Genomic DNA, 23,236 nt, shown 5'->3' with positions numbered 1-23,236 from the left:
GCCTGGCTAGGCCGTAGGAGCAACGTTCTCGTTCAGCAGGTCGCTGACCGCGTGGATCGCACGCAGCACCGGTACCTCGGCGCCGGTCAGGTCGGCCAGTTCGACCACCGCCGCCAGCAGGACGTCCAGTTCCAGCGGCTTGCCCTTCTCCAGGTCCTGCAGTGTGGAGGTCTTGTGTTCGCCCGCCTTCTCGGCGCCGCGCAGCCGCCGTTCGATCGACACACCCGGATCGCACCCGACCCTTCCCGCCACCTCGACCGTCTCCCGCATCATGGCCATGACCAGCTCGCGGGTGCCCTGGTGGCGGGCGATCCCGGCCATGGTGGCGCGGGCCAGGGCGCTGATCGGGTTGAAGGCGATGTTGCCCATGAGCTTGATCCACACATCGCGCCGGACGTCGGCCTCGACCGGGCACTTGAGCCCGCCCTCGACCGCGGCCCGGCTGAAGGCGGCGCACCGGGCGCTCAGCTGCCCGCTCGGTTCGCCGATGGAAAATCGGGTTCCCTCGAGGTGCCGGATGACGCCCGGCGCCTCGATCTCGGTGGCGGCGTAGACGACGCAGCCGATCGCGCGCTCCAGCGGCAGTGCCGCGGTGACGGCTCCGTCCGGATCGACGCTCTCGATGCGGTAGCCCTGGTAGGGGCTGTTGAGCCCGTGGAAGTACCACCACGGGATGCCGTTCTGCGCGGCGATGATGCTCGTGGCCTCGTGCAGCAACGGCTTGATCATGGGGCCCGCGGCGGCGTAGCTGTTCGCCTTGAGGCCCAGGAAGACGTGGTCCACCTGGCCGACGTGGGTCGGATCGTCGGTGGCATGGGGGTGGGCGACGAAATCGCCCCGGGGGCTGAGCACCCGTACTCCCTCGCGGCGGATGGCCGCAAGGTGCTCGCCTCTCGCGATCAGATGCACCTCGACTCCCGCCCTGTGCAGGGCGGCTCCCACGTATGCGCCGATGGCGCCGGCGCCAAGAACAGCGACTTTCATGCTGCGCTCCGTTCTCGCGTCGGAATCTGCATTCGGTATACAGTATGGAAAAATGCCGGTCAAGGAGCCGCCCATGAGCACGCTGTCCTGGGAGCGGGCGCGCGCCCTCGCCGCCGCCCATGCCCGCCCGCCCGCACCAGCCGATCTCCCCCTCGCCGAGGTGTACGGCTGCCGCCTGGCCGAACCCCTCCGCGCTTTGGTCCCGGTGCCGGGCGCGGACGTGTCGGCCATGGACGGCTACGCGGTCCGCGGCCAGCCGCCCTGGCGCCTGGTCGGCAGGGTGCTGGCCGGGGGAGCGGCGTACCCGTCGCTGGCCGGCGGCGAGGCGGTCGAGATCGCCACCGGAGCCCCGGTGCCCGAGGGCACCGCCGCTGTGCTGCCCTACGAGGCCGCCGACGCCGACGGCCACTGGGTCAAGGGCCCGGCCGAGAGCGGCCGGCACATCAGGCGCCGGGGCGAGGACATCCCCGAGCACGCCGTGGTGCTCGGCGCCGGAACCGTGGTGACCCCGTCCGTGCTGGGACTGGCCGCGGGGCTGGGGCACGACCGGCTCCGCGTGGTGCCCAAGCCCGCCGTGTCGGTGCTGGTGACCGGTGACGAGGTGGTCTTCGCGGGCCTGCCGGGGCCCGGCCGGGTGCGCGACGCCATCGGGCCGATGCTGCCCGGCCTGGTCGAGTGGGCGGGCGGCCGCCTGGCCGGCGTCGTCAGGCTGCCCGACGGCGAGCGGGCGCTGCGCGAGGCGCTCGCGGGCCAGGACGCGGACGTGGTCGTGGTCTGCGGGGCCTCGTCGAAGGGCCCGGCCGACCATCTGCGTGCCGTGCTGCGGGACGCGGAGGTGCTGGTCGACGGCGTGGCCGTGCGTCCCGGGCATCCGCAGATCCTGGCCAGGCTGGCGTCGGGGGCCATGCTCGCGGGCCTGCCGGGAAATCCGTTCGCCGCGCTCGGGGCGGCGCTCACGCTGCTGGTCCCGCTGCTCGGCCGGCCGTACCGGGGCGAGACGAGCGCGCTGGCGGGGCCGGTGCGGGCGCATCCGCGCGACACCCGCCTGGTGCCGGTACGGCGGGCGGAAAAGGGCGCGGTTCCCGTGGGGCACGACCGGCCGGGCTCGTTGTGGGGAGCGGCGCTGGCCGAGGCCCTGGCGGCGGTGCCGCCGGGGTGGTGCGGCGGGCCCGTGGAGTTGATCGAGTTGCCGTAGAGGTCTGGACAGGCCGTTCACAAGGGAGTAACCATTGGCGTCATACGGTATGCAGTATGCGGGAGACAGTCGCCGGGAAGGGTGCACGATGTCGGAAACGATCTCTGGCGGTCATCTGGTAGCCAAAGCGCTCAAGGCCGAGGGCGTGGATGTGATCTACACGCTGTGCGGCGGGCACATCATCGACATCTACGACGGTTGCGTCGATGAGGGCATTGAGGTGATCGACGTTCGTCACGAGCAGGTGGCCGCGCACGCCGCTGACGGCTACGCGCGCATCACCGGCAAACCGGGCTGCGCGGTGGTCACCGCGGGACCGGGCACGACCGACGCGGTCACCGGCGTGGCCAACGCCTTCCGCGCGGAGAGCCCGATGCTGCTCATCGGCGGCCAGGGCGCGCTGAGCCAGCACAAGATGGGCTCACTCCAGGACCTGCCGCACGTGGACATGATGACGCCGATCACGAAGTTCGCCGCCACGGTGCCCAGCACCGAACGCGTCGCCGACATCGTGTCGATGGCCTTCCGCGAGTGCTACCACGGCGCGCCCGGCCCGTCGTTCCTGGAGATCCCGCGCGACGTGCTGGACGCGAAGATCCCGCTGGAGAAGGCGCGCATCCCCAAGAACTACCGGGCATCCACCCGGCAGGCCGGCGACCCGGAGGCGATCGAGCGCCTGGCCGACATGCTCGCCCACGCCGAAAAGCCGTGCATCCTGCTCGGCAGCCAGGTCTGGACCTGCCGGGCCACCGACGCGGCGATCGACTTCGTCAGAAGCCTGAACGTGCCCGCCTACATGAACGGCTCCGGCCGGGGCACGCTCCCGCCCGGCGACCCGCACCACTTCCAGCTCTCCAGAAGGTACGCCTTCACCGAGGCCGACCTCATCATCATCGTCGGCACGCCGTTCGACTTCAGGATGGGGTACGGCAAGCGCCTGTCCCCGACCGCCACCGTGGTCCAGATCGACCTCGACTACCGCACGGTCGGCAAGAACCGCGACATCGACCTGGGCATCGTCGGCGACGCCGGGCTCATCCTGTCGGCCGCGGTCCAGGCGGCCAGCGGCCGGATCAGCGACGCCGCCGCCAGGCGCAAGGAGTGGATCGAGGAGCTGCGCGCGGTCGAGACCCAGTCCTACGACAAGCGCCTGCCCAGGCAGCTGTCCACCAGCTCGCCCATCGACCCCTACCGCCTCGTCCACGAGATCAACGAGTTCCTGACCGAGGACACCATCTACATCGGCGACGGCGGCGACATCGTCACCTTCTCCGGCCAGGTGGTGCAGCCCAAGTCGCCCGGCCACTGGATGGACCCGGGCCCGCTGGGCACCCTCGGCGTCGGCATGGCGTTCGCGATGGCCGCCAAGCAGGCCCGCCGCGACAAGGAGGTGCTCTGCCTGTTCGGCGACGGCGCCTTCTCGCTGACCGGCTGGGACTTCGAGACGATGATCCGCTTCGACCTGCCGTTCATCGGAGTCATCGGCAACAACTCCTCGATGAACCAGATCAGGTACGGCCAGGCCGCCAAGTACGGCGAGGACCGCGGCCGCGTCGGCAACACGCTGGGCGACATCCGCTACGGCGACTTCGCCAAGCTGCTCGGCGGTTACGGCGAGGAGGTCCGCGACCCGGACGAGATCGCCCCGGCCCTGCGCAGGGCCCGCGAGTCCGGCAAGCCCTCGCTGATCAACGTATGGGTCGACCCCGAGGTCTACGCCCCCGGAACCATGAACCAGACGATGTACAAGTGAGGCTCAGATGAAGGCTCTGGAAGGCGTCCGCGTCCTCGACATGACCCACGTCCAGTCCGGCCCTTCGGCCACCCAGCTCCTCGCCTGGCTCGGCGCCGACGTGGTCAAGCTGGAGGCGCCCACGGGCGACATCACCCGTCAGCAGCTGCGCGACAAACCCGGCGTCGACAGCCTCTACTTCACGATGCTCAACTGCAACAAGCGCAGCATCACGCTCAACATGAAGTCCGAGCGCGGCAAGGAGCTGTTCACCGAGCTGGTGAAGGGCGCCGACATCCTGGTCGAGAACTTCGGCCCCGGCGCCGTCGACCGGATGGGCTTCACCTGGGAGCGGCTGAGCGAGCTCAACCCGCGCCTCATCTACGCCTCGATCAAGGGCTTCGGCGCCGGCAAGTACGCCAAGTTCAAGGCGTACGAGGTGATCGCCCAGGCCATGGGCGGCTCGATGACCACCACGGGCTTCGAGGAGGGGCCGCCGCTGGCCACGGGCGCGCAGATCGGCGACTCGGGCACCGGCGTGCACGTGGTCGCGGGCATCCTCGCCGCCCTGTACCAGCGGGAGGGCACCGGGCGGGGGCAGCGGGTGCAGGTGGCGATGCAGCACGCCGTACTGAATCTGTGCCGGGTGAAGCTGCGTGACCAGCAGCGCCTGGCGCACGGGCCGCTGCGCGAGTACCCGAACAGGAACTTCGGCGACGAGGTGCCGCGCTCGGGCAACGCCAGCGGCGGCGGCCAGCCCGGATGGGCGGTGCGCTGCGCGCCCGGCGGGCCCAACGACTACATCTACGTGATCGTCCAGCCGGTCGGCTGGCGGCCGATCTCCGGCATCATCGGCCGCCCCGAGCTGGCCGACGACCCCGAGTGGGCCACCCCCGAGGCCCGGCTGGGCAAGCTCGACAAGATGTTCCAGCTCATCGAGGAGTGGACCATCCGCCACGACAAGTGGTCGGTGCTCGACCGGCTCAACGCCGAGAACGTCCCGTGCGGCCCGATCCTGTCGACCAGGGAGCTGGCGGAGGACGAGAGCCTGCGCGAGGAGGGCATCGTCGTCGCGGTGGAGCACCCGGAGCGGGGCGAGTTCGTCACCGTGGGCAGTCCGCTGCAGCTTTCCGACTCGCCGGTGGACGTTCTCACCCCGCCCCTGCTCGGCGAGCACAACCAGGAGATCTACGGTGCGCTCGGCGTGAGCGCGGGCGAGCTGGCCGAACTGAAGACGAACGGAGTCATCTGATGTCCGCGAGGGAAGTCATCGAGAAGGCGCTGGCCGAGGGCCGCACGGCCCTGACCGCCCCCGAGGGGAGGACGATCTGCGAGGAGTACGGCATCGCCACCCCGGGCGAGGGCCTGGCCGCCACCGCCGAGGAAGCAGTCGAAATATCAGCAAAAATCGGCTTCCCCGTGGTCTTGAAGATCGTCTCACCGGACATCCTGCACAAGACCGATGCCGGCGGCGTGCTCGTGGGACTGAAGACCCCCGACGAGGTCCGCGAGGGCCATCGGAAGATCCTCGCCAGCGCGCTCGCCTACAACCCCGACGCCCAGATCGACGGCATCCAGGTCCAGCAGATGGTCGGCGGCGGCCACGAGGTCATCGTCGGTGCCGTCACCGACCCCACGTTCGGCAAGGTCGTCGCCTTCGGCCTGGGCGGAGTCCTGGTCGAAGTGCTCAAGGACGTGACCTTCCGCCTGGCCCCCGTCTCGGGTGATGATGCCCTGACGATGCTCGACGACATCAAAGCGGCGGAGGTGCTGCGTGGGGTGCGCGGCGCCGAGCCCGCCGACCGCGCCGCCCTCGCCCAGCTCATCGAGCGTGTCGGCAGGCTGGTCGACGAGCACCCCGAGATCGTGGAGATCGACCTCAACCCCGTCTTCGCCAGCGCCTCCGGGGCCGTCGCCGCCGACGTGCGCATCCTCGTCGGCGCCGCGCCCGCGCCGGTCGAACGGCTGCCGAGGGAGCGCATCCTCGCCCAGATGACCCGCATCTTCAAGCCGAGGGCCATCGCCGTCATCGGCGCCTCCGCCGAACAGGGCAAGATCGGCAACTCGGTCATGCGCAACCTCATCAACGGCGGCTACCAGGGCCAGATCTTCCCGATCAACCCCAAGGCCACCGAGATCATGGGGCTGCCCGCCTACAAGAGCATCGCCGACGTCCCCTACGACGTGGACGTGGCCGTCTTCGCCATCCCCGCCGCCTTCGTGGCCCCCGCGCTGGAGGAGACGGGCAAGAAGGGGATCGCGGGAGCGATCATGATCCCGTCGGGGTTCGCCGAGACCGGCAACGTCGACGGCCAGCGGGAGATCGTCGAGATCGCCCGCCGGCACGGGGTGCGGATGCTCGGGCCCAACATCTACGGCTACTACTACACGCCGGAGAACCTCTGCGCCACGTTCTGCACGCCGTACGACGTGCAGGGCAGTGTGGCGCTGACCTCGCAGAGCGGCGGCATCGGCATGGCCATCCTGGGCTTCAGCCGTACCACCAAGATGGGCGTCTCGGCGATCGTCGGCGTCGGCAACAAGGCCGACGTCGACGAGGACGACCTGCTCACCTTCTTCGAGCAGGACGACAACACCCGCGCGGTCGCCATGCACCTGGAGGACCTCAAGGACGGGCGCGGCTTCGTCGACGCCGCGCGCAGGGTCGTCAAGAACAAGCCCGTCATCGTGCTCAAGGCCGGGCGCACGGCGATGGGCGCGCGGGCGGCCGGCTCGCACACCGGAGCGCTGGCCGGCGACGACAAGGTCTACGACGACATCCTGCGCCAGGCCGGAGTCGTGCGCGCCCCCGGGCTCAACGACATGCTGGAGTACGCCAGGGCGCTGCCGCTGATGCCCGCCCCGCAGGGGGAGAACGTCGTCATCATCACCGGCGCGGGCGGATCCGGCGTGCTGTTGTCCGACGCCTGCGTGGACGCCGGGCTCACGCTGATGGAGATCCCGGCCGACCTGGACGAGGCCTTCCGCGCCTACATCCCGCCCTTCGGAGCCGCGGGCAACCCCATCGACATCACCGGCGGGGAACCCCCGTCGACCTACGAGAACACGGTCAGGCTCGGGCTGTCCGACGAGCGCGTCCACGCGCTGGTCCTCGGGTACTGGCACACGATCGTCACCCCGCCCATGGTCTTCGCCGAACTCCTCGCCCGCGTGGTGGCCGAGGAGCGGGAGAAGGGCAACGTCAAGCCCGTCGTCGCGTCCCTGGCCGGGGACACCGAAGTGGAGGAGGCCTGCGCGTACCTGTTCGACCACGGAGTCATCGCCTACCCGTACACGACTGAGAAGCCGGTGGCCGTGCTCGGCGCGAAGTATCGCTGGGCCAGAGCGGCCGGACTGCTGCGTTAAGAGCCGGACGCGGCAGGCGAGGGGGCACATCGGGGCAGCCCACAGGAACCAACCTTTCCCCCCAGGAGGTCCTTAGGTGGACACATCCAAACCATCGGCGGCGGCAGCGCCACCGGTTGAGGACGAACGCGTATGGAAAGCGGGCCGGCTGGAGCCGATGCCCATCAGAAAACTGCCCGACGCGCCCCCGTCGGTGCACATTCTCGGGCCGACCGTCTTCCTGGTCGCCCTGGGCGTGGGGATGGGCGAGTCCTATATGTGGCCCAGGCTCGTCCTGCTGTTCGGGCCGGAGATCAGGTGGTTGTTCCTGATCGGCGTCACCCTGCAGGCCGTCGTGATGCTGGAGATGGCGCGGTACGCGATGGCGACGGGGGAGAGCATCTTCTCCGGCGCCGCCCGCGTGTTCAAACCGATCATGTGGTTCTTCTTCGTGACGGCCATCGCCGTCTACATCTGGCCGGGCCACCTGTCGGCGGGCGCGGCGGCCTTCGAGGAGATCACCGGCATTCCCTGGGTGGTCACCGCGGTCATCGGGCTCATCCTGGTCGGGGTGGTCTTCTCCCTGGCCAAGGTGATCTACAACGTGCTGGAGAACCTGCTGTCGGTGCTCATCGGCGTGCTCGTGATCAGCACCGCGGTGGTCGCGGCGATGGTCGGCTCGTGGGGCGACGTGGTCTCCACGATCACCGGCATGTTCGCCTTCGGCTACCTGCCGCCGGAGGCGCTGTCGGCCGCGTGGTTCCCGGTCATCGTCGGGGCGTGCGCGTTCGCCGGGCCGTCCGGGATGCAGCAGATGTGGTACACGCTGCACCTGCGCGACTCCGGCGCCGGCATGGGCGCGCACATCCCGCGCATCCGCGGCCTGCGCCACGCCGGCGAGGAAGAGGCCATGCCGACGCGCGGCTTCATGTTCGACACCGACGACCCGGCGGAGATGGCCAAATGGAAGGGCTGGCGGCGCTGGGTCACCTTCGACGCGCTGCTGCTGTTCTGGGGCGTGACCATGCTGGTCACGATCTCCTTCACGGTCATCGCCCAGGCGGCCGTCCGGCAGAACCCCGGAGTGCGCGCGGTCATCTCCGGCGACGACCGGGAGGTGGCGCTGACCGCGATGTCGGACGCCGTCTCCTCGGCGGGCAGTTCGGTGCTCGGGGTGGTCTTCCTCGGGTTCATCGCGCTGATCGGCCTCAACGCCACGCTCGGGCTGTTCGACTCGTTCTCGCGCGGACAGGCCGACATGACCTACAACTTCGTGCCCGGCGCCCGTAAGCGGAAGATGTCCCATCTGTACGCGGGCTTCCTCTGGGGCGTGATCATCTTCGGCATCCTGATCCTGCTCTTCGGCCCGGCCGACGGGCCCAGCGGGATCCTGGACACGCTGGCGTTCCTGTCGACGTTCGCCATGGGCGCCTACTGCGTGACGCTGCTGCTGGTCAACAACCGGATGTTGCCCAAGCCGATCCGGCCGAAGTGGTGGACCAACGTGATCGTCGGGTTCGGCGCGGTGTTCTACCTGGGCATGCTCTTCTACAGCCTGTTCGCGTTCGGCGTGGTCGTGGACTGATGGAGATCCGGCACAGCCTCGAACCCGCCCTGCCAGGGGCGGCGATCGGAGCCGTCGCCGGCGTGGCCGCCGGGGGGCTGACCCTGCTCGCGGGGCAGCCTCTCGGACGGGCCGCGCTGTCGGCGCTCGCGCTGGCAGTACCGCTGGCGCTGTGCGGCGGCGCGTACGGCCTGCTCATCGGACGCTGGCTCTTCCGGCCCGGGGCCTTCGCACCCGTCGCCCTGTTCTGGATGGTGGCGTTTCCGACGTCCAGACTCATCCAGGAGAGCCTGGCCGGGGTGGGGATGCGGGACGGAGTCCTGTTGTTCCTGGCCTACCAGGCGATGGTGAGCGTGGGCTTCGCCATCGGCTTCGTGTGGCTGCACGAACGCCTCACCGTGAGGAGACGATGAACCTGCCCACCTGGGTCTGGCTCGCCACGATCGGCGGCTTCGGCCTCATCCTCGCCCTCGACTTCTACCTCGTCGCCCGCAACCCGCGCGAGCCCTCCTTCAAGGAGTGCGTCGGCTGGGTCTCCTTCTACGTCGCCCTCGCCGTGCTGTTCGGCTTCGGGCTGCTGATGCTCTCGGGGCCCGCGCACGGCGGCGAGTTCTTCGCCGGCTGGATCACCGAGTACTCACTCAGCGTCGACAACCTCTTCGTCTTCCTGCTGATCATGAGCAGGTTCAAGGTGCCGCGGCAGTACCGGCAGAAGGTGCTGCTCATCGGCATCGCGCTGGCGCTGCTCATGCGCGGCGGCTTCATCGCGGCCGGAGCCGAGGCGGTGACCCGCTTCGACTGGCTCTTCTACGTCTTCGGCGCCTTCCTCGTCTACACCGCGTGGAAGCTGATCGGGCACGAGGAGGAGGAAGCGGAGTTCTCGGAGAACATCGCGCTGCGGACGGTACGCCGCGTGCTGCCTACCACCGACACCTACCACGGCGCCCGGCTGACCGTGCACCACGGCCGGCGCATGGTGACCCCGATGCTCATCGTCATGGTCGCCATCGGGACCACCGACCTGTTGTTCGCCCTGGACTCCATCCCGGCCATCTTCGGCCTGACCAAGGAGCCCTACCTGGTGTTCACCGCCAACGCCTTCGCGCTCATGGGGCTGCGGCAGCTGTTCTTCCTGATCGGCGGGCTGCTGGACCGGCTCGTCTACCTGAGCAAGGGACTGTCGGTGGTGCTGGCGTTCATCGGGGTGAAGCTCATCCTGGAGGCGCTGCATCACGACGGGGTGTCCTGGGCGCCGGAGATCCCGATCCTGGTCTCCCTCGGCGTCATCCTGGGCACCCTCGCCGTCACCACGGTGCTGAGCCTGCTCAAGTCCCGTGCCGTTCGGGACAAGGAGCCGGCTGAGCACTGACCCGGCCGCGGGCGGGCGCGGCCGTCCGCCCGTGGCTAGACGCCTTCGAGCTTCGCTACGAGCCTGGCCAGCAGGTTACTTGTCTCCATCTGATTGGCCTTGATGTCGTTGACGTCATCCCTCATGACAGCCATGGACTTCTCCATGTTGCCTACCGACCGCTGAAGGACGCCGATGTCGCCCTTCATGTCGGCGACGTCTGTCTTTAGGACGGCGACGTCCGTTTTCAGGACCGAGACGTCTGTCTTGAGGACGGCGACGTCTTCTTTCAGGACCGAGACGTCCGTTTTCAGGACCGAGACGTCGGCTTTCAGGTCGGAGATGTCGCTTCGCATCTCCTTGATGTCGGTTTCAACGCTGTCCATGCGTTGTTCGAGGTACGGCATGGAAACAAGGATAGCGGCGGGCCCGTCAGGCTCGGGGGGATCTGTGGATGTCGCGGTCGGCTGTCCACAGGCGCAGGTAGCGGTCGGCTTCCTCGGCCGAATACTGCTTTTTGAGCGCGGCGCTCAGGCCGACGCCGAAGGAGCGTCCGTCTCCGCTCTGACCCATGGGATCACCGCGGAGAAAGCTCATCAACGCCTTCATCGTCACGTCACCTCCTGTCCGGTTTCATCCTCTACCCGAGGAGGGGTCTGGCAATCGGGGGTCAGCTGGTGCGGCGGCGGCGCCGTACCTGCTTGGGGGCGGGTTCGACGGGCTGGCCCGCGCGTGACTCCAGGTAGGACGCGCGGGTGTGCTCGGTGTGCTCGCGCATGATCTGCGCGGCGGTCGCCTCGTCACCGGCCTCGATGGCGTCGATGAGCGCGGTGTGCTCCTCCCACGAGGTCATGCCGCGCCGCCTGGCCACGGGTGTGTGGTACCAGCGCACCCGCCTGGCCACCTGGGCGGCCAGCTCGGCCAGCACCTTGTTGCCCGACAGCGCCGTCACGAGCGCGTGGAGCTCGGAGTTGGTGGCGACCGCGCCGTCGACGTCGTCCGATCGCACCGCCGCGACGCCGCGCGCGCACAGGGCGCGCAGCTGCCGCACGCCGTCCTCGCCGGCGTTCTGCGCGGCCAGCCGCGCCGACTCGGTCTCCAGCAGCGTGCGTACGGCGAGCAGCTGGTCGGCCTCTTCGAGGGTCGGCACGTGCACGAAGGCGCCCTGGCCGGGGAAGAGGTCGACCCAGCCTTCGCCGCTGAGCTGCTGGAGCGCCTCGCGCACCGGTTGCCTGGAGACGCCGAGCAGCTCGGCCAGCTCGCTCTCGACCAGGTGCTGGCCGGGCTTGAGCTGGCCGGAGACGATGAGCTCCTGGATGGCCTCGATGACGCTCTCGCGGAGCGTGGCGGGGCGGGGAATCTTGGCCGCGGTCTGACCGGCCTGATCCGACAGCAACATGTTCGCGGCTCCACTAACGGTTTGTCGTCGACTGCCTACAGCATACAGTTTGCGCTTCTCGCCTTACTCGTGAGCCTCATCACACGGGGATCGTGACCGGCCTGCCGGGCGCGCGCAACCGCCGGGCGGCCGGCGCGGGCAGCCCCGCGCACGCGGCGGCGAGCAGGAGCGCGGGCGCGGCGGCCCCGGACAGCGCGAGCCAGCACAGCGCCACCGCCACCAGCCCGGCCGCGGCCTTGGCGCTGTAGACGACGGGATGGATGGTGCCGGTGCCGGCCACGCCGAAGTAGTCGCGGACCAGGCTGGCGACCAGCGGGTAGAAGGCCCCGCCGCCCAGGCCGGCCGCCACGGCCCCCGCCCGGAGGCCGAGCGCGGTGCCGGTGCTCGCATGGGCGGCCAGGAGCAGCTGACCCAGCGCGAGCAGGGTGAGCACGACGGTCAGCACCGCCGTACGGCCCAGCGCCTCAGAACACCGCATGGCCAGCGCCCTGCCCGCCCCGTTGAGCCCGACCAGGATCGCCACCGCGCCCCAGGCGCCCGACGCGGCCACGATGACCACGTCGGCGATCGAGACCGCCCCCGCGCACACCAGGATGGCGGCCAGCACCGGCAACGCCCGGGTGCGCAGCGCCTGGGCCAGCGAGAACTCGCGCAGCGCCCCGGGTGTGCGGCGCAGGACGGCGGCGTCCAGCGCGTACGTGCGGGGGTCGACGGTGTCGGGCCACCACAGGGGAGGGGGCATGCGCAGGTGGCGGGCGGTGGTGCCGATGACCAGGGCCGCGACGATCCCGGAGGCCAGGAACGCCTGGGGGAGCGTGCCGGGGAACAGGCCGGCCCACAGCAGCAGCGGCAGCGCCCCGTAGCCGAAGGCGCCGGTCACCAGGCCGACGCGCATGGCGGGCCGTTCCGGGTGCCAGGCGGCGACCGTCTCGCCGCACACGCCGTAGACGAGCCCGGCGCCCAGGCCGCCGAGCACGGCGTACACGGTGAGGAACGGCCAGGAGTCGCCGAGGCCGAGGGCGAGCAGGCCGGAGGTGGTGAGGACGCCGCCCGCGGTGAGGGAGAGGCGGCGGCGCAGCAGGGCTCCGGCCGCCTGGCAGACGATCCACACGCCCAGCGGGATGAGCGCGGCCTGGTCGCGGACGAGCAGGGCGGCGTAGCCGTACTGGAGCGGCGCTATGGCGGCCATCGAGGCCCAGGCGAGCCAGAACGTGCGCGGACGGTCGGCGGGTACGGGGCCGGGCAGGTACGCGCGGCCACGCCAGTCTCGAACTGCATTCTCCATACTGTATGGAATATCCACACAATCGGATACTTGTCGAGCCTCTGGACGAGGAATATTCCATACGGTATACCGTCTACAAAGGAGGCTCGCATGGACCTGTACGAGTACCAGGCGAAGGAACTCTTCGGTCGCCACGGCATCCCGGTCCCCCTCGGCGACGTGGCCCGCACCCCGGCCGAGGCCCGCGCGATAGCAGCCGAGATCGGCGCTCCCGTCGTCATCAAGGCCCAGGTGAAGACCGGCGGCAGAGGCAAGGCGGGCGGCATCAAAGCCGCACCGGGGCCGCAGGCCGCCGAGGAGGAGGCCGGGCGTGTGCTCGGGATGGACATCAAGGGACATCTCACCCGGGCCGTGCTCGTGGAGGTGGCCACGGTCCCCTTCGAGGAGTACTACGCGGCCTTCCTCGTCGACCGGACGGCCGGGTCGTTCCTGGCGATGGTGTCGGCGCAGGGCGGCATGGAGATCGAGGAGCTGGCGGAGCGCGACCCCGGCGCGCTGGTCAGGCTGCCGATCGACCCGGCCGTGGGCGTGGACGCCGCCGTCGCCCAGCAGCTCGTGGACAAGGCGGGCCTGCCCGAGACGGCCGCGGCCACGCTGCAGCGGCTCTGGGACGTCATGGTGACCGAGGACGCCCTGCTGGTCGAGGTCAACCCGCTCATCCTCACTACCGACCAGCGGATCGTGGCGCTCGACGGCAAGGTCACCCTGGACGACAACGCCGCGTTCCGGCACGAGCGCGCACCTGAGGAGCTGACCGGCAGCCTGGAGGGCCGCGCCCGCGCGAAGGGGCTCAACTACGTCAAGCTGGACGGCCGCGTGGGCGTGATCGGCAACGGCGCCGGGCTGGTCATGAGCACGCTCGACGTCGTCGCCGGGGCCGGCGCCGACCCGGCGAACTTCCTCGACATCGGCGGCGGCGCCTCCGCCCAGGTCATGGCCGACGGGCTGGAGATCATCCTGTCCGACCCGGACGTGCGCTCGGTGCTGGTCAACGTCTTCGGCGGCATCACCACCTGCGACGCGGTGGCCACGGGCATCGTCACCGCGCTGGAACTGCTGGGCGAACGCGGCCGGGCCCGGCCCATCGTGGTCCGGCTGGACGGCAACAACGCCGAGGTCGGCAGGCGCATACTCAGCGACGCCCGGCACCCGGCGGTCCGCCAGGTGCCCACCATGGACGGCGCCGCCCAGCTGGCGGCCAGACTCGCGGCAGGTGCGTGATGGCGATCTTCCTGACCAAGGACAGCCGCGTGCTGGTCCAGGGCATGACCGGCTCCGAGGGCGCCCGGCACACCTCGCGCATGCTGGCCGCGGGGACCGACGTGGTGGCCGGGGTGACGCCCGGCAAGGGCGGGCGCACGGTCGACTTCGGCGAGAGGACGGTCCCGGTCTTCGGCTCGGTCGCCGAGGCCGTGGGCGAGACCGGCGCCGACGTGTCGGTCGTCTTCGTGCCGCCGCGCTTCACCGGCTCGGCCGTGGAGGAGGCGGTCGCTGCGGAGGTGCCGCTGTGCGTGGTGATCACCGAGGGCGTGCCCGTGCACGACGCGATCAGGTTCCGCGCCCTGGCCCGCGGCGGTACCCGGATCATCGGCCCCAACTGCCCCGGCCTGATCAGCCCCGGCCAGTCGTCGGCCGGGATCATCCCCGCCGACATCACCACCGCCGGACGCATCGGCCTGGTCTCCAAGTCGGGCACGCTCACCTACCAGCTCATGTACGAGCTGCGCGACCTGGGCTTCTCCACCGCGGTCGGGATCGGCGGCGACCCGGTCATCGGGACCACGCACATCGACTGCCTGCGGGCGTTCCAGGACGATCCGGGCACCGACGCGATCGTGATGATCGGCGAGATCGGCGGCGACGCCGAGGAGCGGGCCGCCGCCTACATCTCCGCGAACATCACCAAACCGGTCGTCGCCTACGTGGCCGGCTTCACCGCGCCAGAGGGCAAGACGATGGGCCACGCCGGCGCGATCGTCTCCGGTTCGTCGGGTACCGCGCAGGCCAAGAAGGAGGCGTTGGAGGCGGCCGGCGTGCGGGTCGGGCGTACCCCGTCGGAGACCGCGCGGCTCATGCGGTCGGCGCTGGGCACGGCGTGACGCGCGTCGCCTGCGCGGAGGCGGTGGTCGCGGTGCTGGAGTCGGAGGGCGTGGACACCGTCTTCGGCACCGGCGACGCCGTCCCTCCCCTGGACGCCGCGCTCCGCGACAGCTCCATCCGGCACGTCACGGTACGCCACGAGGCGGGCGGCGCCCACGCCGCCGACGGCTGGGCCAGGACGACGGGCAACGTCGGCGTCTGCGTCGGCGCCTCCGGCACCAACATGATCACCGGTCTGCACGCCGCGCTGGCCGACTCCGTCCCGCTGCTCTGCGTCACCGGCCGGGAGCCTTTCCAATCGGCCGGCATCGTGGAGATCGCCAGACCCGTCACCAAATGGGCCGTGCAGCTCAGGGAATCCGCCCAGGCGCCCTGGGTGTTTCGCGAGGCGTTCCGGGTCGCCCGCTCCGGCCGCCCGGGCCCGGTGCTCGTCGATCTGCCCGCCGACGTGCAGCGCGGCACCTGCCTGTACGACCGCGCGCTGGACGCGCCGCTCCCGGTGGCCGTCCCGCGCCCGCTGCCGCACGTCGTGCGCGCCGCCCTCGACCTGGTGTGTACGGCCAGGCGGCCCCTCATCCTGGCCGGCGGCGGGGTCGTCACCGCCGGGGCAGGCGACGAACTGCTCCAACTCGCCGAACACCTCCAGATCCCCGTCCAGGTCACGCTCATGGGCAAAGGCGCCTTCCCGGAGGACCACCCCCTGTTCGCCGGCCTGGCCGGGACCGAGGCGCACAGCCGCTGGGGCAACGCCGCGTTCCTGCGGAGCGACCTGGTGCTCGCCGTCGGCGCCCGCTTCGCCGACCGGCACACCGGCGACCTCGACGTCTACCGCAAGGGCCGGCGCTTCATCCACGTCGACATCGAGCCCACCCAGCTCGGCAGGGTCTTCGAGCCGGACTTAGGGGTGTTCGGCCATGCCCAGCCCGTATTGGCTGAGATGGTGGCGGAGGCGCGCAGCCGTACGGCGGCCCTGCAACCCGGCAAATGGGTGCGCAGGGTCGGCGAACTGCGCCGCACGATGGCGCGCCGCGACGACTTCGACGACGTGCCGATCAAGCCGCCCCGCGTGTTCAGGGAGATCAACGGCTTCTACCCGCGCGACACCACCTTCGTCACCGGGACCGGGCTCCACCAGATCTGGTCGGGCCAGTTCCAGACCACCTACCTGCCCCGGCGTTACCTCGCGTGCGGGCAGGCCGGGCCGCCGGGCTGGGAGGTGCCCGCCGCGATGGGGGCCAAATGCGCACGTCCGGAACGACAGGTCGTCGCGGTCGCCGGCTTCCCGTTCCTGACGGAGGAGGTCGCGGTGGCGGCGCGGCACCGGATCCCGCTCGTCATCGTGATGATCAACAATGCGGGCCTCGGACGGGCGGAGCTCCCGTACGACATGAACGACGCCATGGACCTCCACGACGGCGAAGGCGGCGTCGACCACGTCAGGGCGATGGAGTCCCTCGGCTGCCCGGCCCGCCGGGTCGACCGGCCGGGCGACATCCGGGACGCCCTGGCCTGGGCCTCCGCCGAGGCGGCGCGAACGCGAGTGCCCGTGCTGGTGGAGGTCATGGTCGAGCGGGAGGCCAAAGCGGCCACGGGCCCCGCGCTCGACGCGATCAAGGAGTTCGAGCCCCTGCCCGAGCTCGTCACCGTCGACTGGTCGGACTAGGAGGCCAGATGCGGATCAAACCGGGCACAGCCTGGCAGGACACTTACGACAGATGCTGTACGGCGGCGCCGGAGGCGTTCCACGACGACAGGGTGCTCAACCACTGGGGCGGCTTCTGGCACCGCGACGGCCGCCCTGACACCCCGGTCTTCTCGCCGATCGACGGCACCGCCATCGCCGTACCGCCCAGGCTGGACCGGTCGGGCGCGGGCCGCGCGGTGGCCGGCGCCGAGTCCGAGCACCGGCAGTGGCGGCACGTGCCGCTCGCCGAGCGCAAGGCCCGCGTCACGGCCGCCGTCGAGGCGATGGCCGAGCACCGCGACCTGCTCGCGATGCTGCTCGTGTGGGAGATCGGCAAGCCGTGGAAGACGGCCTGCGCCGACGTGGACCGCTGCCTGGACGGCGTGCGCTGGTACGTCGGGGAGATCGACCGCATGACCGCCGGGCGCACCCCGTTGCCCGGACCGGTCAGCAACATCGCCAGCTGGAACTACCCGATGAGCGTGCTCATGCACGCCATGCTGGTCCAGGCGCTGGCCGGGAACGCGGTGATCGCCAAGACGCCCACCGACGGCGGGCTGGCCTGCCTCACGCTGGCCTGTGCGCTGGCGGTGCGGGAGGGTCTGCCGTTCACGCTGGTCAGCGGGGGCGGGGCGGCGCTGTCGCCGGTGCTGGTGGGCGGGCGCGCGCTCGGGTGCGTGTCGTTCGTGGGCGGACGGGACGCGGGGGCCCAGGTGGCGACCTCGCTGGCCGACGTCGAGCGGCGCCACGTACTCGAACAGGAGGGTCTCAACTGCTGGGGCGTCTGGGAGTACTCGGGGTGGGAGCTGCTCGCGCGGCAGATCCGCGGGTCCTTCGACTACGCCAAGCAGCGGTGCACCGCCTATCCGCGGTTCGTCGTGCAGCGGGAGCTCTTCCCGGACTTCCTGGCCGCTTACATGGAGGCGGTGGGTTCGTTGCGGTTCGGGCATCCGCTGGCGGTGGAGTCGCCGGAGGACCCGTTGCCGCAGCTCGACTTCGGTCCGCTCATCAACGCGGCGAAGGCGGCCGAGCTGGCCGGGCAGGTCGACCAGGCCATCGCGAGGGGCGGCGTGCCGTTGTACCGGGCACGGCTGTCCGAGGGACACTTCCTGCCAAACCAGGATATTTCCGCTTACTTCGCGCCGACGGCGATCCTCAACCCGCCCCGCTCCTCACCCCTGCACCACGCCGAGCCGTTCGGGCCCGTCGACACCATGATGCTCGTCGACACCGAGGCCGAACTCCTGGCCGCCATGAACGCCAGCAACGGCGCCCTGGTCGCCACCCTGTCCTGCGACGACGAGGAGACCTTCGCCCGGATCTCGCCCGAGGTGCGGGCCTTCAAGGTCGGCCACAACAAGCCGCGCTCGCGCGGTGACCGGGACGAGCTGTTCGGCGGCCTGGGAGCATCGTGGCGCGGCGCCTTCGTCGGCGGCGACCTCCTGGTCCGGGCCGTGACCACAGGCCCGGAAGGCGAACGCCTCCCCGGCAACTTCCCCACCTACACCCTGCTCGCCAGCTGACCCCACCCGCCGCCGCTCCTGGCCGTGACATCCTCAACCGGGAAACCCGCTGAGGATGCGCACGGCTGGAGGCGTGAGCCGGGGAGACCCGGGACCGTGACGAGTGGCCGGGGCGTGGGCGGCTAGAAGGCGCCGAAGCGGCTGGCCACGACCAGCAGCAGGAACGTCAGCATGGCCACCCGCAGCAGCTTGCCGCCGGTGCTGAGCGACGGCCACGACAGGTATGCCAGCAGCCCCACGAAGCCGACCACCGGCAGCACCGCCACCCCGCCCAGCCAGTTCTGCACGGCGAACCCCGCCAGCAGCAGCACGACCATGACCACCGGCGTGATCCAGCGCGGAACCTGCGTGAACAGATAGGCCATGGGAGTGGCGCTGCGTTGCTCCACGGCCTTGCGCAGGCCGGTCGCGCCGGGCGTGAAGAACCGCTCACCGGGCGGCAACGGGCGCTTGGCCTTGGCCGCCGCCCTGGGCTGGGCCAGCGGATGCCTGCGGTCATTGTCTTGGGCCACGGCCCGAGCCTAACCCCCCACCCCCCAACCCCGCCCCCACCAACCCCAACTCCCCAACCCCGCCAACCCCAACTCGACCCACCCCGGGACTCCGCACCCCACCAACCCCCCGGGACTCCGCACCCCACCAACCCCCCGGGACTCCGCACCCCACCAACCCGCCCCGGGACTCCACACCCCACCCCGAAAGCCGTCACCCGGTTCCCAGAGCCCTGGGCCTCCCCTTCCTGCGGCTTCCCCTTCCTCCGGTCGTCCCGCCTTCCTGCCAGGGCGTTGGTCAAGCGAGGTGTTGGGCAACAAGGCGAGGGAGAAGCTCCTGCCGTGAAGGACGGGCGGGGCGTGGGGGCGCGTGACAGGAGGCCATGGGGTCCCTAGGATGGGCGGCACGGCGACTCCCAGCGCCGCACCTCCTAAAAGCGAGCATCCACGCTGCCCGCCCAGCATCACGGAGGCAAAGGGGACACACGCGCCTCGGGGGACGAATCTTCGGCATAGCCCAGAGCATCGCGGCGGCCGGGGTCGGCGGGCGTGGACCGGGCCCCTGCGCGACCGCGGACACGGACACCGGTTATGACCGACAAGAAGCAGCTCAAGGCCCGCATCCGGGCACGCATGGCGAAGACCGGCGAGAGCTACACCACCGCCAGACGGCACACACTCGGTACCCAAGGGACGCCCGACGATCACGGGTGGGAGTTCAAAGGTGGGCTGCATCCCAGCACGGCGGTCGTGTCGCGGCTCACGGGGGTTCCCGAGCCGCTGGTGCTCCTGGCCGGTGGCGGGATCGGGGCCGGTTACATCCTCTGGGAGTTCAAGCGGCACGACAGCGCCGCCCTGGTCATGGCCTTCCTCAACCAGTGGCAGTACTACGACCGCTGGATGACCAAGACACTCGGCCGGCTCGGCGTGCCGTACACGAACCACACGACGGGCGGCGCCAAGGGGGCGGCGCGGCGGATGGCGGAGGAGCTCGACGCGGGGCGGCCGTGCGTGGTGCTGCCCGACCGCTACCACATCGGGTACTGGCGGCTGCCGAAGGAGCTCGACGGGTACGGCGGGCACCCCGTCATCGCCTACCGCAGGGCAGGCGGGTACGTGCATGTGGACGACCGGGGCAGCGGGCCGATCCTGGTGCCGGAGGACCGGATGGAGGCGGCCAGGGGGCGGGTCGGCTCGTACAAGAACAGCCTGTATGTGCTGGGGGAGCCGCCCGCGCAGATCGACGTGGCGGGGGCGGTGGTCGAGGGGCTCAGGGACTGCGTGGAGCATCTGTCGTCGGCGTCCGACTCGTTCTCGCTGCCGGCCTGGCGCAAGTGGAGCCGGCTGCTCACCGACGAGCGCAACGCGAAGGGGTGGCCGAAGGTGTTCGGGGACGGCACGCGGGTGGCGGGGGCGCTGCTGTCGATCTGGGAGGGCGTCGAGCCGGTGGGCATCGACGGCGGCAACCTGCGCGACCTGTTCGCGGACGGGCTCGACGCGGCGGCCGGGCTGCTGCGGCGGGAGGAACTGGGGGAGTCGGCGACCGAGTTCCGGCGGATTCATGGCATGTGGCATGAGATGGCGGAGACGGCGGTGCCGTACGAGGAGTTCGGGCGGATCCGGGAGCTGACGGCGGCGGTCCGTGAGGCGGTGCTGTCGGACGGCGCGGCCCGCGAGGAGGACGCGGAGGAGCTGTGGCGGCTGCGCGCGGAAGCCGATCGCACGGCGAGAAAGGTGGATTTCTCCGCAATCGCCGAACGGGTGAGCGCGATCTATTCGGCGGAGTCCACCGCGATCGCGCGGCTGCGGGAGATCGTCTGACATTCTAAGAAGGTGCTCGCCGTCATTCGCTACATGGTTCCGGAAGCTCAGTCCCAAGAGTTCCTCAAGCAAGGTCAGAACATCGTCGACACCCTGCGCGCCCAGCCCGGATTCCTCCGCGGGAGGCTGGCGCGTTCCGTCGACGAGCCGAACCTGTGGGCGCTGGTGAGCGAATGGGAGGGCGCGGGCTACTACCGCCGCGCCCTTTCGGCCGCGAAGATGGCGATGTATCCGTTGATGATTCTCATGGTCAACGAGCCGAGCGCCTTCGAGGACATCTACGTATCCGGACAAGAGGAATAGTCGCGCGCGAGGGCGACCGGACGTCCCCTAAGCTGGGACCTCATCCGTTTCCCCTCGCCGACCTCCAGCCGGAAAGAGACCCATCCTCATGGCACGCCGTACAGACGTCATGGACACCATCGTCAGCCTCGCCAAGCGCCGCGGGCTCGTCTACCCGTCGAGCGAGATCTACGGAGGCCTCCGTGCGTCATGGGACTACGGTCCGCTGGGCGTGGAGCTGAAGAACAACGTCAAGCGGCAGTGGTGGCAGTCGATGGTGCAGGCCCGCGACGACGTGGTGGGCCTCGACTCGTGCGTCATCCTGGCCCGCGAGGTGTGGCAGGCCTCCGGCCACGTGGAGACGTTCACCGACCCGCTGACCGAGTGCCAGTCGTGCCACAAGCGCTTCCGGGCCGACCACCTCATCGAGTCCTATGAGGAGAAGAACGGCAAGGCCCCCGAGAACGGCCTGGCCGACATCACCTGCCCCAACTGCGGCAACAAGGGCGGCTTCACCGAGCCGCGGCAGTTCAGCGGCCTGCTGAAGACCTATCTCGGCCCGGTCGAGGACGAGTCCGGCCTGGCCTTCCTGCGCCCCGAGACCGCGCAGGGCATCTTCATCAACTACCTCAACGTGCAGCAGTCGGCGCGCAAGAAGATCCCGTTCGGCATCGGCCAGATCGGCAAGTCGTTCCGCAACGAGATCACGCCGGGCAACTTCATCTTCCGCACCCGCGAGTTCGAGCAGATGGAGATGGAGTTCTTCGTCAAGCCCGGCAGCGACGAGGAGTGGCACCAGTACTGGATCGACGAGCGCTACCGCTGGTACTCCGACCTGGGCATCAACAAGGACAACCTGCGCCTGTACGAGCACCCCAAGGACAAGCTGTCCCACTACTCCAAGCGCACCGTCGACATCGAGTACCGCTTCAACTTCACCGGCTCGGAGTGGGGTGAGCTCGAGGGCGTCGCCAACCGCACCGACTTCGACCTCACCGCCCACGGCAAGGCCTCCGGCGTCGACCTGTCCTTCTTCGAGCAGGACACCGGCGAGCGCTACGTCCCCTACGTCATCGAGCCCGCGGCCGGTGTCGACCGAGCCACACTGACGTTCCTGCTCGACGCCTACACCGAGGACGAGGCGCCCAACGCCAAGGGCGTCATGGAGAAGCGCACGGTCATGCGCCTCGACCACCGCCTCGCGCCGGTCAAGGCCGCGGTGCTGCCGTTGTCGCGCAACGCCGACCTGTCGCCGAAGGCCCGCGACCTCGCCGCCCAGCTGCGCCGCCGCTGGAACGTCGAGTTCGACGACGCCGGTGCCATCGGCCGCCGCTACCGCCGCCAGGACGAGATCGGCACGCCGTTCTGCATCACGGTCGACTTCGACACCCTGGAGGACCAGGCGGTGACGATCCGCGAGCGCGACTCGATGGCGCAGCAGCGCATCGCGCTCGACCAGGTCGACTCCTACCTCCGCCAGCACCTCAACGACTGAGGTCCCACCAGACATACGAGGGCGTCCGGCACCCGCCGGGCGCCCTCCCGCGCGTCTCGGTCTCTGTTGTACGGCGGGCCGCCTCGTCTGCCCCTGCTTTTCCGGTTCGGCGGTCGCCTTCCCGCGCTTTCCGGACCGGCGGCCGTCAGAGCCCCCGTGGATCCGGGGGTTGTCACGGGCTCTCGGGGTCCGGGGCTCACGGCCTGTTGTGGGCCGGGGCGGGTCACGGGCTCTTAGGGTTCTGGGCGGTCACGGGTCTGGGGGTCATGGGCTGGTGTGGGCTGGGGTGGTCAGGGGTTTGCGGGGGCGATGAGGGTGCGGGATGGGTCCCAGGTGGTGTGGTGGAGGAGGCGGGAGCGCATGCCCGCCCATCCCGCCCATCCCGCCGGCCCGGCGATCACCACCCACGCGTCCGGCTCACCCGAGGCGAACCGGCGGGCCTGCCGCAGCCACGAGGCGGCCTCCTCCGGCCAGCTCACCACCTCGCCCACCAGCCCGCCCCCGGCCTCCCAGTCCTTGACGAACCGTTCCGCCGCCGCCACGGAGCCGGGGTCGCGGCCGTGCCCCACGGTCACGGTCACCACGCCGGGCACCTGCCACTTCAGCAGCCCGGCGAGCTCCGCCACGTCCCTGACCCGTCCTGGCTCAACCACTTCTCCTCCATTTTCGGTATTTATCCGGCAGGCACACCGCGCACGGCCGGTACCCCGCCGCCAGCGCGGTCGGTTCGTCGGCGAAGAAGACCCGGTGCCGGACGTACCCGCCCGCGGCGATGGCCCGCAGCGCGGACGGGCAGTCCAGCCGTCCGTAGATGCGTCGCCGCCGGTAGCCGCCGAGGGTCCCGGGCGACGGGGCGAGGTACGTGCGGCCGTCGGCCCCGGTCAGCACGTAGGAGCTCACTGGTGCACCATCCTCTTGTCGGTAGCCGTGAGGCTGCTGATGCACCCGAGGTGCCGCCGGGTCATCGCCCCGCTCGCTCGACGCGTGG

Annotated in this window: 22 protein-coding genes; 14 read left to right on the top strand and 8 right to left on the bottom strand. The window is 70.5% G+C overall.

Features of this window, described 5'->3' with window-relative positions:
- Positions 1 to 6: 6 nt before the first annotated feature.
- A complete protein-coding gene (locus tag HNR40_RS27935; RefSeq protein WP_184966448.1) occupies positions 7 to 984 on the bottom strand; it encodes a 2-dehydropantoate 2-reductase in 978 nt (325 codons plus the stop codon).
- 73 nt (positions 985 to 1,057) lie between these two features.
- Between HNR40_RS27935 and HNR40_RS27930 the strand changes: the two genes are divergently transcribed.
- From HNR40_RS27930 to HNR40_RS27900, 7 genes are all read left to right on the top strand, one after another.
- A complete protein-coding gene (locus HNR40_RS27930; RefSeq protein ID WP_246509571.1) occupies positions 1,058 to 2,179 on the top strand; it encodes a molybdopterin molybdotransferase MoeA in 1,122 nt (373 codons plus the stop codon).
- 88 nt (positions 2,180 to 2,267) lie between these two features.
- On the top strand, positions 2,268 to 3,932 hold the full coding sequence (locus HNR40_RS27925; RefSeq protein WP_184966444.1) for a thiamine pyrophosphate-binding protein: 1,665 nt from the start codon (positions 2,268 to 2,270) through the stop codon (positions 3,930 to 3,932).
- Between the two features lie 7 nt (positions 3,933 to 3,939).
- Positions 3,940 to 5,163: a formyl-CoA transferase gene (frc, locus tag HNR40_RS27920; RefSeq protein WP_184966442.1), complete on the top strand. Its 1,224-nt coding sequence runs from the start codon at positions 3,940 to 3,942 to the stop codon at positions 5,161 to 5,163.
- Positions 5,163 to 7,277, top strand: coding sequence for an acetate--CoA ligase family protein (locus tag HNR40_RS27915; protein ID WP_184966440.1), 2,115 nt, complete (start codon positions 5,163 to 5,165; stop codon positions 7,275 to 7,277). Before frc ends, HNR40_RS27915 begins: the two co-directional genes overlap by 1 nt.
- Positions 7,278 to 7,434: 157 nt before the next feature.
- Positions 7,435 to 8,841: an Nramp family divalent metal transporter gene (locus HNR40_RS27910; RefSeq protein WP_184966438.1), complete on the top strand. Its 1,407-nt coding sequence runs from the start codon at positions 7,435 to 7,437 to the stop codon at positions 8,839 to 8,841.
- Positions 8,841 to 9,233 carry a hypothetical protein gene (locus tag HNR40_RS27905; protein ID WP_184966436.1) on the top strand — a complete coding sequence of 131 codons (393 nt, stop codon included), beginning with the start codon at positions 8,841 to 8,843 and terminating at the stop codon, positions 9,231 to 9,233. The genes HNR40_RS27910 and HNR40_RS27905 overlap by 1 nt, the downstream gene beginning before the upstream one ends.
- A complete protein-coding gene (locus HNR40_RS27900) occupies positions 9,230 to 10,189 on the top strand; it encodes a TerC family protein (RefSeq protein WP_184966435.1) in 960 nt (319 codons plus the stop codon). Before HNR40_RS27905 ends, HNR40_RS27900 begins: the two co-directional genes overlap by 4 nt.
- A gap of 35 nt (positions 10,190 to 10,224) precedes the next feature.
- On the opposite strand, the gene HNR40_RS27895 is transcribed toward HNR40_RS27900, so the two are convergent.
- The 4 genes from HNR40_RS27895 to HNR40_RS27880 form a co-directional block, all read right to left on the bottom strand.
- Positions 10,225 to 10,575 (bottom strand): hypothetical protein, encoded by a 351-nt coding sequence (locus HNR40_RS27895; RefSeq protein WP_184966434.1) that lies wholly within the window; start codon positions 10,573 to 10,575, stop codon positions 10,225 to 10,227.
- Positions 10,576 to 10,600: 25 nt separating this feature from the next.
- The gene (locus HNR40_RS27890) at positions 10,601 to 10,783 is read right to left on the bottom strand and encodes a hypothetical protein (RefSeq protein WP_184966433.1); all 183 of its coding nucleotides are present in this window, start codon (positions 10,781 to 10,783) and stop codon (positions 10,601 to 10,603) included.
- 55 nt (positions 10,784 to 10,838) lie between these two features.
- Positions 10,839 to 11,567 (bottom strand): GntR family transcriptional regulator, encoded by a 729-nt coding sequence (locus HNR40_RS27885; RefSeq protein ID WP_184966432.1) that lies wholly within the window; start codon positions 11,565 to 11,567, stop codon positions 10,839 to 10,841.
- Positions 11,568 to 11,646: 79 nt separating this feature from the next.
- Positions 11,647 to 12,852, bottom strand: coding sequence for an MFS transporter (locus HNR40_RS27880; RefSeq protein WP_184966431.1), 1,206 nt, complete (start codon positions 12,850 to 12,852; stop codon positions 11,647 to 11,649).
- Between the two features lie 90 nt (positions 12,853 to 12,942).
- On the opposite strand from HNR40_RS27880, the gene sucC reads away from it, so the two are divergent.
- From sucC to HNR40_RS27860, 4 genes are read left to right on the top strand one after another with little or no spacing between them, the layout of a single operon-like run.
- Positions 12,943 to 14,073 (top strand): ADP-forming succinate--CoA ligase subunit beta, encoded by a 1,131-nt coding sequence (gene sucC, locus HNR40_RS27875; RefSeq protein ID WP_184966430.1) that lies wholly within the window; start codon positions 12,943 to 12,945, stop codon positions 14,071 to 14,073.
- Positions 14,073 to 14,951 (top strand): succinate--CoA ligase subunit alpha, encoded by an 879-nt coding sequence (gene sucD, locus HNR40_RS27870; protein ID WP_184966429.1) that lies wholly within the window; start codon positions 14,073 to 14,075, stop codon positions 14,949 to 14,951. The genes sucC and sucD overlap by 1 nt, the downstream gene beginning before the upstream one ends.
- Positions 14,948 to 16,615: a thiamine pyrophosphate-binding protein gene (locus tag HNR40_RS27865; protein ID WP_184966428.1), complete on the top strand. Its 1,668-nt coding sequence runs from the start codon at positions 14,948 to 14,950 to the stop codon at positions 16,613 to 16,615. The genes sucD and HNR40_RS27865 overlap by 4 nt, the downstream gene beginning before the upstream one ends.
- Before the next feature lie 8 nt (positions 16,616 to 16,623).
- On the top strand, positions 16,624 to 18,159 hold the full coding sequence (locus HNR40_RS27860) for an aldehyde dehydrogenase family protein (RefSeq protein WP_184966426.1): 1,536 nt from the start codon (positions 16,624 to 16,626) through the stop codon (positions 18,157 to 18,159).
- 122 nt (positions 18,160 to 18,281) lie between these two features.
- Here HNR40_RS27860 and HNR40_RS27855 read toward each other — a convergent pair whose 3' ends face one another.
- On the bottom strand, positions 18,282 to 18,671 hold the full coding sequence (locus tag HNR40_RS27855; RefSeq protein ID WP_184966424.1) for a DUF6703 family protein: 390 nt from the start codon (positions 18,669 to 18,671) through the stop codon (positions 18,282 to 18,284).
- Between the two features lie 570 nt (positions 18,672 to 19,241).
- Between HNR40_RS27855 and HNR40_RS27850 the strand changes: the two genes are divergently transcribed.
- The 3 genes from HNR40_RS27850 (at position 19,242) to HNR40_RS27840 (ending at position 22,248) form a co-directional block, all read left to right on the top strand.
- The gene (locus HNR40_RS27850; RefSeq protein WP_184966422.1) at positions 19,242 to 20,471 is read left to right on the top strand and encodes a BtrH N-terminal domain-containing protein; all 1,230 of its coding nucleotides are present in this window, start codon (positions 19,242 to 19,244) and stop codon (positions 20,469 to 20,471) included.
- A gap of 12 nt (positions 20,472 to 20,483) precedes the next feature.
- Positions 20,484 to 20,774, top strand: coding sequence for an antibiotic biosynthesis monooxygenase family protein (locus HNR40_RS27845; protein ID WP_184966420.1), 291 nt, complete (start codon positions 20,484 to 20,486; stop codon positions 20,772 to 20,774).
- An 88-nt stretch (positions 20,775 to 20,862) separates the two neighbouring features.
- Complete coding sequence (locus HNR40_RS27840; protein WP_184966418.1) at positions 20,863 to 22,248, top strand: glycine--tRNA ligase; 1,386 nt, start codon at positions 20,863 to 20,865, stop codon at positions 22,246 to 22,248.
- Positions 22,249 to 22,538: 290 nt separating this feature from the next.
- Here HNR40_RS27840 and HNR40_RS27835 read toward each other — a convergent pair whose 3' ends face one another.
- Both HNR40_RS27835 and HNR40_RS27830 read right to left on the bottom strand, forming a co-directional pair.
- The gene (locus HNR40_RS27835) at positions 22,539 to 22,901 is read right to left on the bottom strand and encodes a hypothetical protein (RefSeq protein WP_184967376.1); all 363 of its coding nucleotides are present in this window, start codon (positions 22,899 to 22,901) and stop codon (positions 22,539 to 22,541) included.
- Positions 22,894 to 23,148, bottom strand: a complete 255-nt coding sequence (locus HNR40_RS27830; protein ID WP_184966416.1) for an Ada metal-binding domain-containing protein — start codon at positions 23,146 to 23,148, stop codon at positions 22,894 to 22,896. Before HNR40_RS27830 ends, HNR40_RS27835 begins: the two co-directional genes overlap by 8 nt.
- Between the last annotated feature and the right edge of the window lie 88 nt (positions 23,149 to 23,236).

This window comes from Nonomuraea endophytica (assembly GCF_014203235.1).
In the GTDB taxonomy this organism is placed as follows: Bacteria; Actinomycetota; Actinomycetes; order Streptosporangiales; family Streptosporangiaceae; genus Nonomuraea; species Nonomuraea endophytica.
The sequence above is the reverse complement of the archived record's forward strand: the minus strand, read 5'-3'. Positions and strand labels throughout refer to the sequence as shown.

Bases quoted from the DNA above. Each gene is read 5' to 3' on its own strand.
- HNR40_RS27915 (WP_184966440.1), top strand. From the start codon at position 5,163: ATGTCCGCGAGGGAAGTCATCGAGAAGGCGCTGGCCGAGGGCCGCACG.
- HNR40_RS27840 (WP_184966418.1), top strand. From the start codon at position 20,863: ATGGCACGCCGTACAGACGTCATGGACACCATCGTCAGCCTCGCCAAG.
- HNR40_RS27905 (WP_184966436.1), top strand. From the start codon at position 8,841: ATGGAGATCCGGCACAGCCTCGAACCCGCCCTGCCAGGGGCGGCGATC.
- HNR40_RS27930 (WP_246509571.1), top strand. From the start codon at position 1,058: ATGAGCACGCTGTCCTGGGAGCGGGCGCGCGCCCTCGCCGCCGCCCAT.
- frc (WP_184966442.1), top strand. From the start codon at position 3,940: ATGAAGGCTCTGGAAGGCGTCCGCGTCCTCGACATGACCCACGTCCAG.
- HNR40_RS27910 (WP_184966438.1), top strand. From the start codon at position 7,435: ATGCCCATCAGAAAACTGCCCGACGCGCCCCCGTCGGTGCACATTCTC.
- sucD (WP_184966429.1), top strand. From the start codon at position 14,073: ATGGCGATCTTCCTGACCAAGGACAGCCGCGTGCTGGTCCAGGGCATG.
- HNR40_RS27885 (WP_184966432.1), bottom strand. From the start codon at position 11,567: ATGTTGCTGTCGGATCAGGCCGGTCAGACCGCGGCCAAGATTCCCCGC.
- HNR40_RS27850 (WP_184966422.1), top strand. From the start codon at position 19,242: ATGACCGACAAGAAGCAGCTCAAGGCCCGCATCCGGGCACGCATGGCG.
- HNR40_RS27925 (WP_184966444.1), top strand. From the start codon at position 2,268: ATGTCGGAAACGATCTCTGGCGGTCATCTGGTAGCCAAAGCGCTCAAG.
- HNR40_RS27935 (WP_184966448.1), bottom strand. From the start codon at position 984: ATGAAAGTCGCTGTTCTTGGCGCCGGCGCCATCGGCGCATACGTGGGA.
- HNR40_RS27895 (WP_184966434.1), bottom strand. From the start codon at position 10,575: ATGCCGTACCTCGAACAACGCATGGACAGCGTTGAAACCGACATCAAG.
- sucC (WP_184966430.1), top strand. From the start codon at position 12,943: ATGGACCTGTACGAGTACCAGGCGAAGGAACTCTTCGGTCGCCACGGC.
- HNR40_RS27900 (WP_184966435.1), top strand. From the start codon at position 9,230: ATGAACCTGCCCACCTGGGTCTGGCTCGCCACGATCGGCGGCTTCGGC.
- HNR40_RS27860 (WP_184966426.1), top strand. From the start codon at position 16,624: ATGCGGATCAAACCGGGCACAGCCTGGCAGGACACTTACGACAGATGC.
- HNR40_RS27880 (WP_184966431.1), bottom strand. From the start codon at position 12,852: ATGGAGAATGCAGTTCGAGACTGGCGTGGCCGCGCGTACCTGCCCGGC.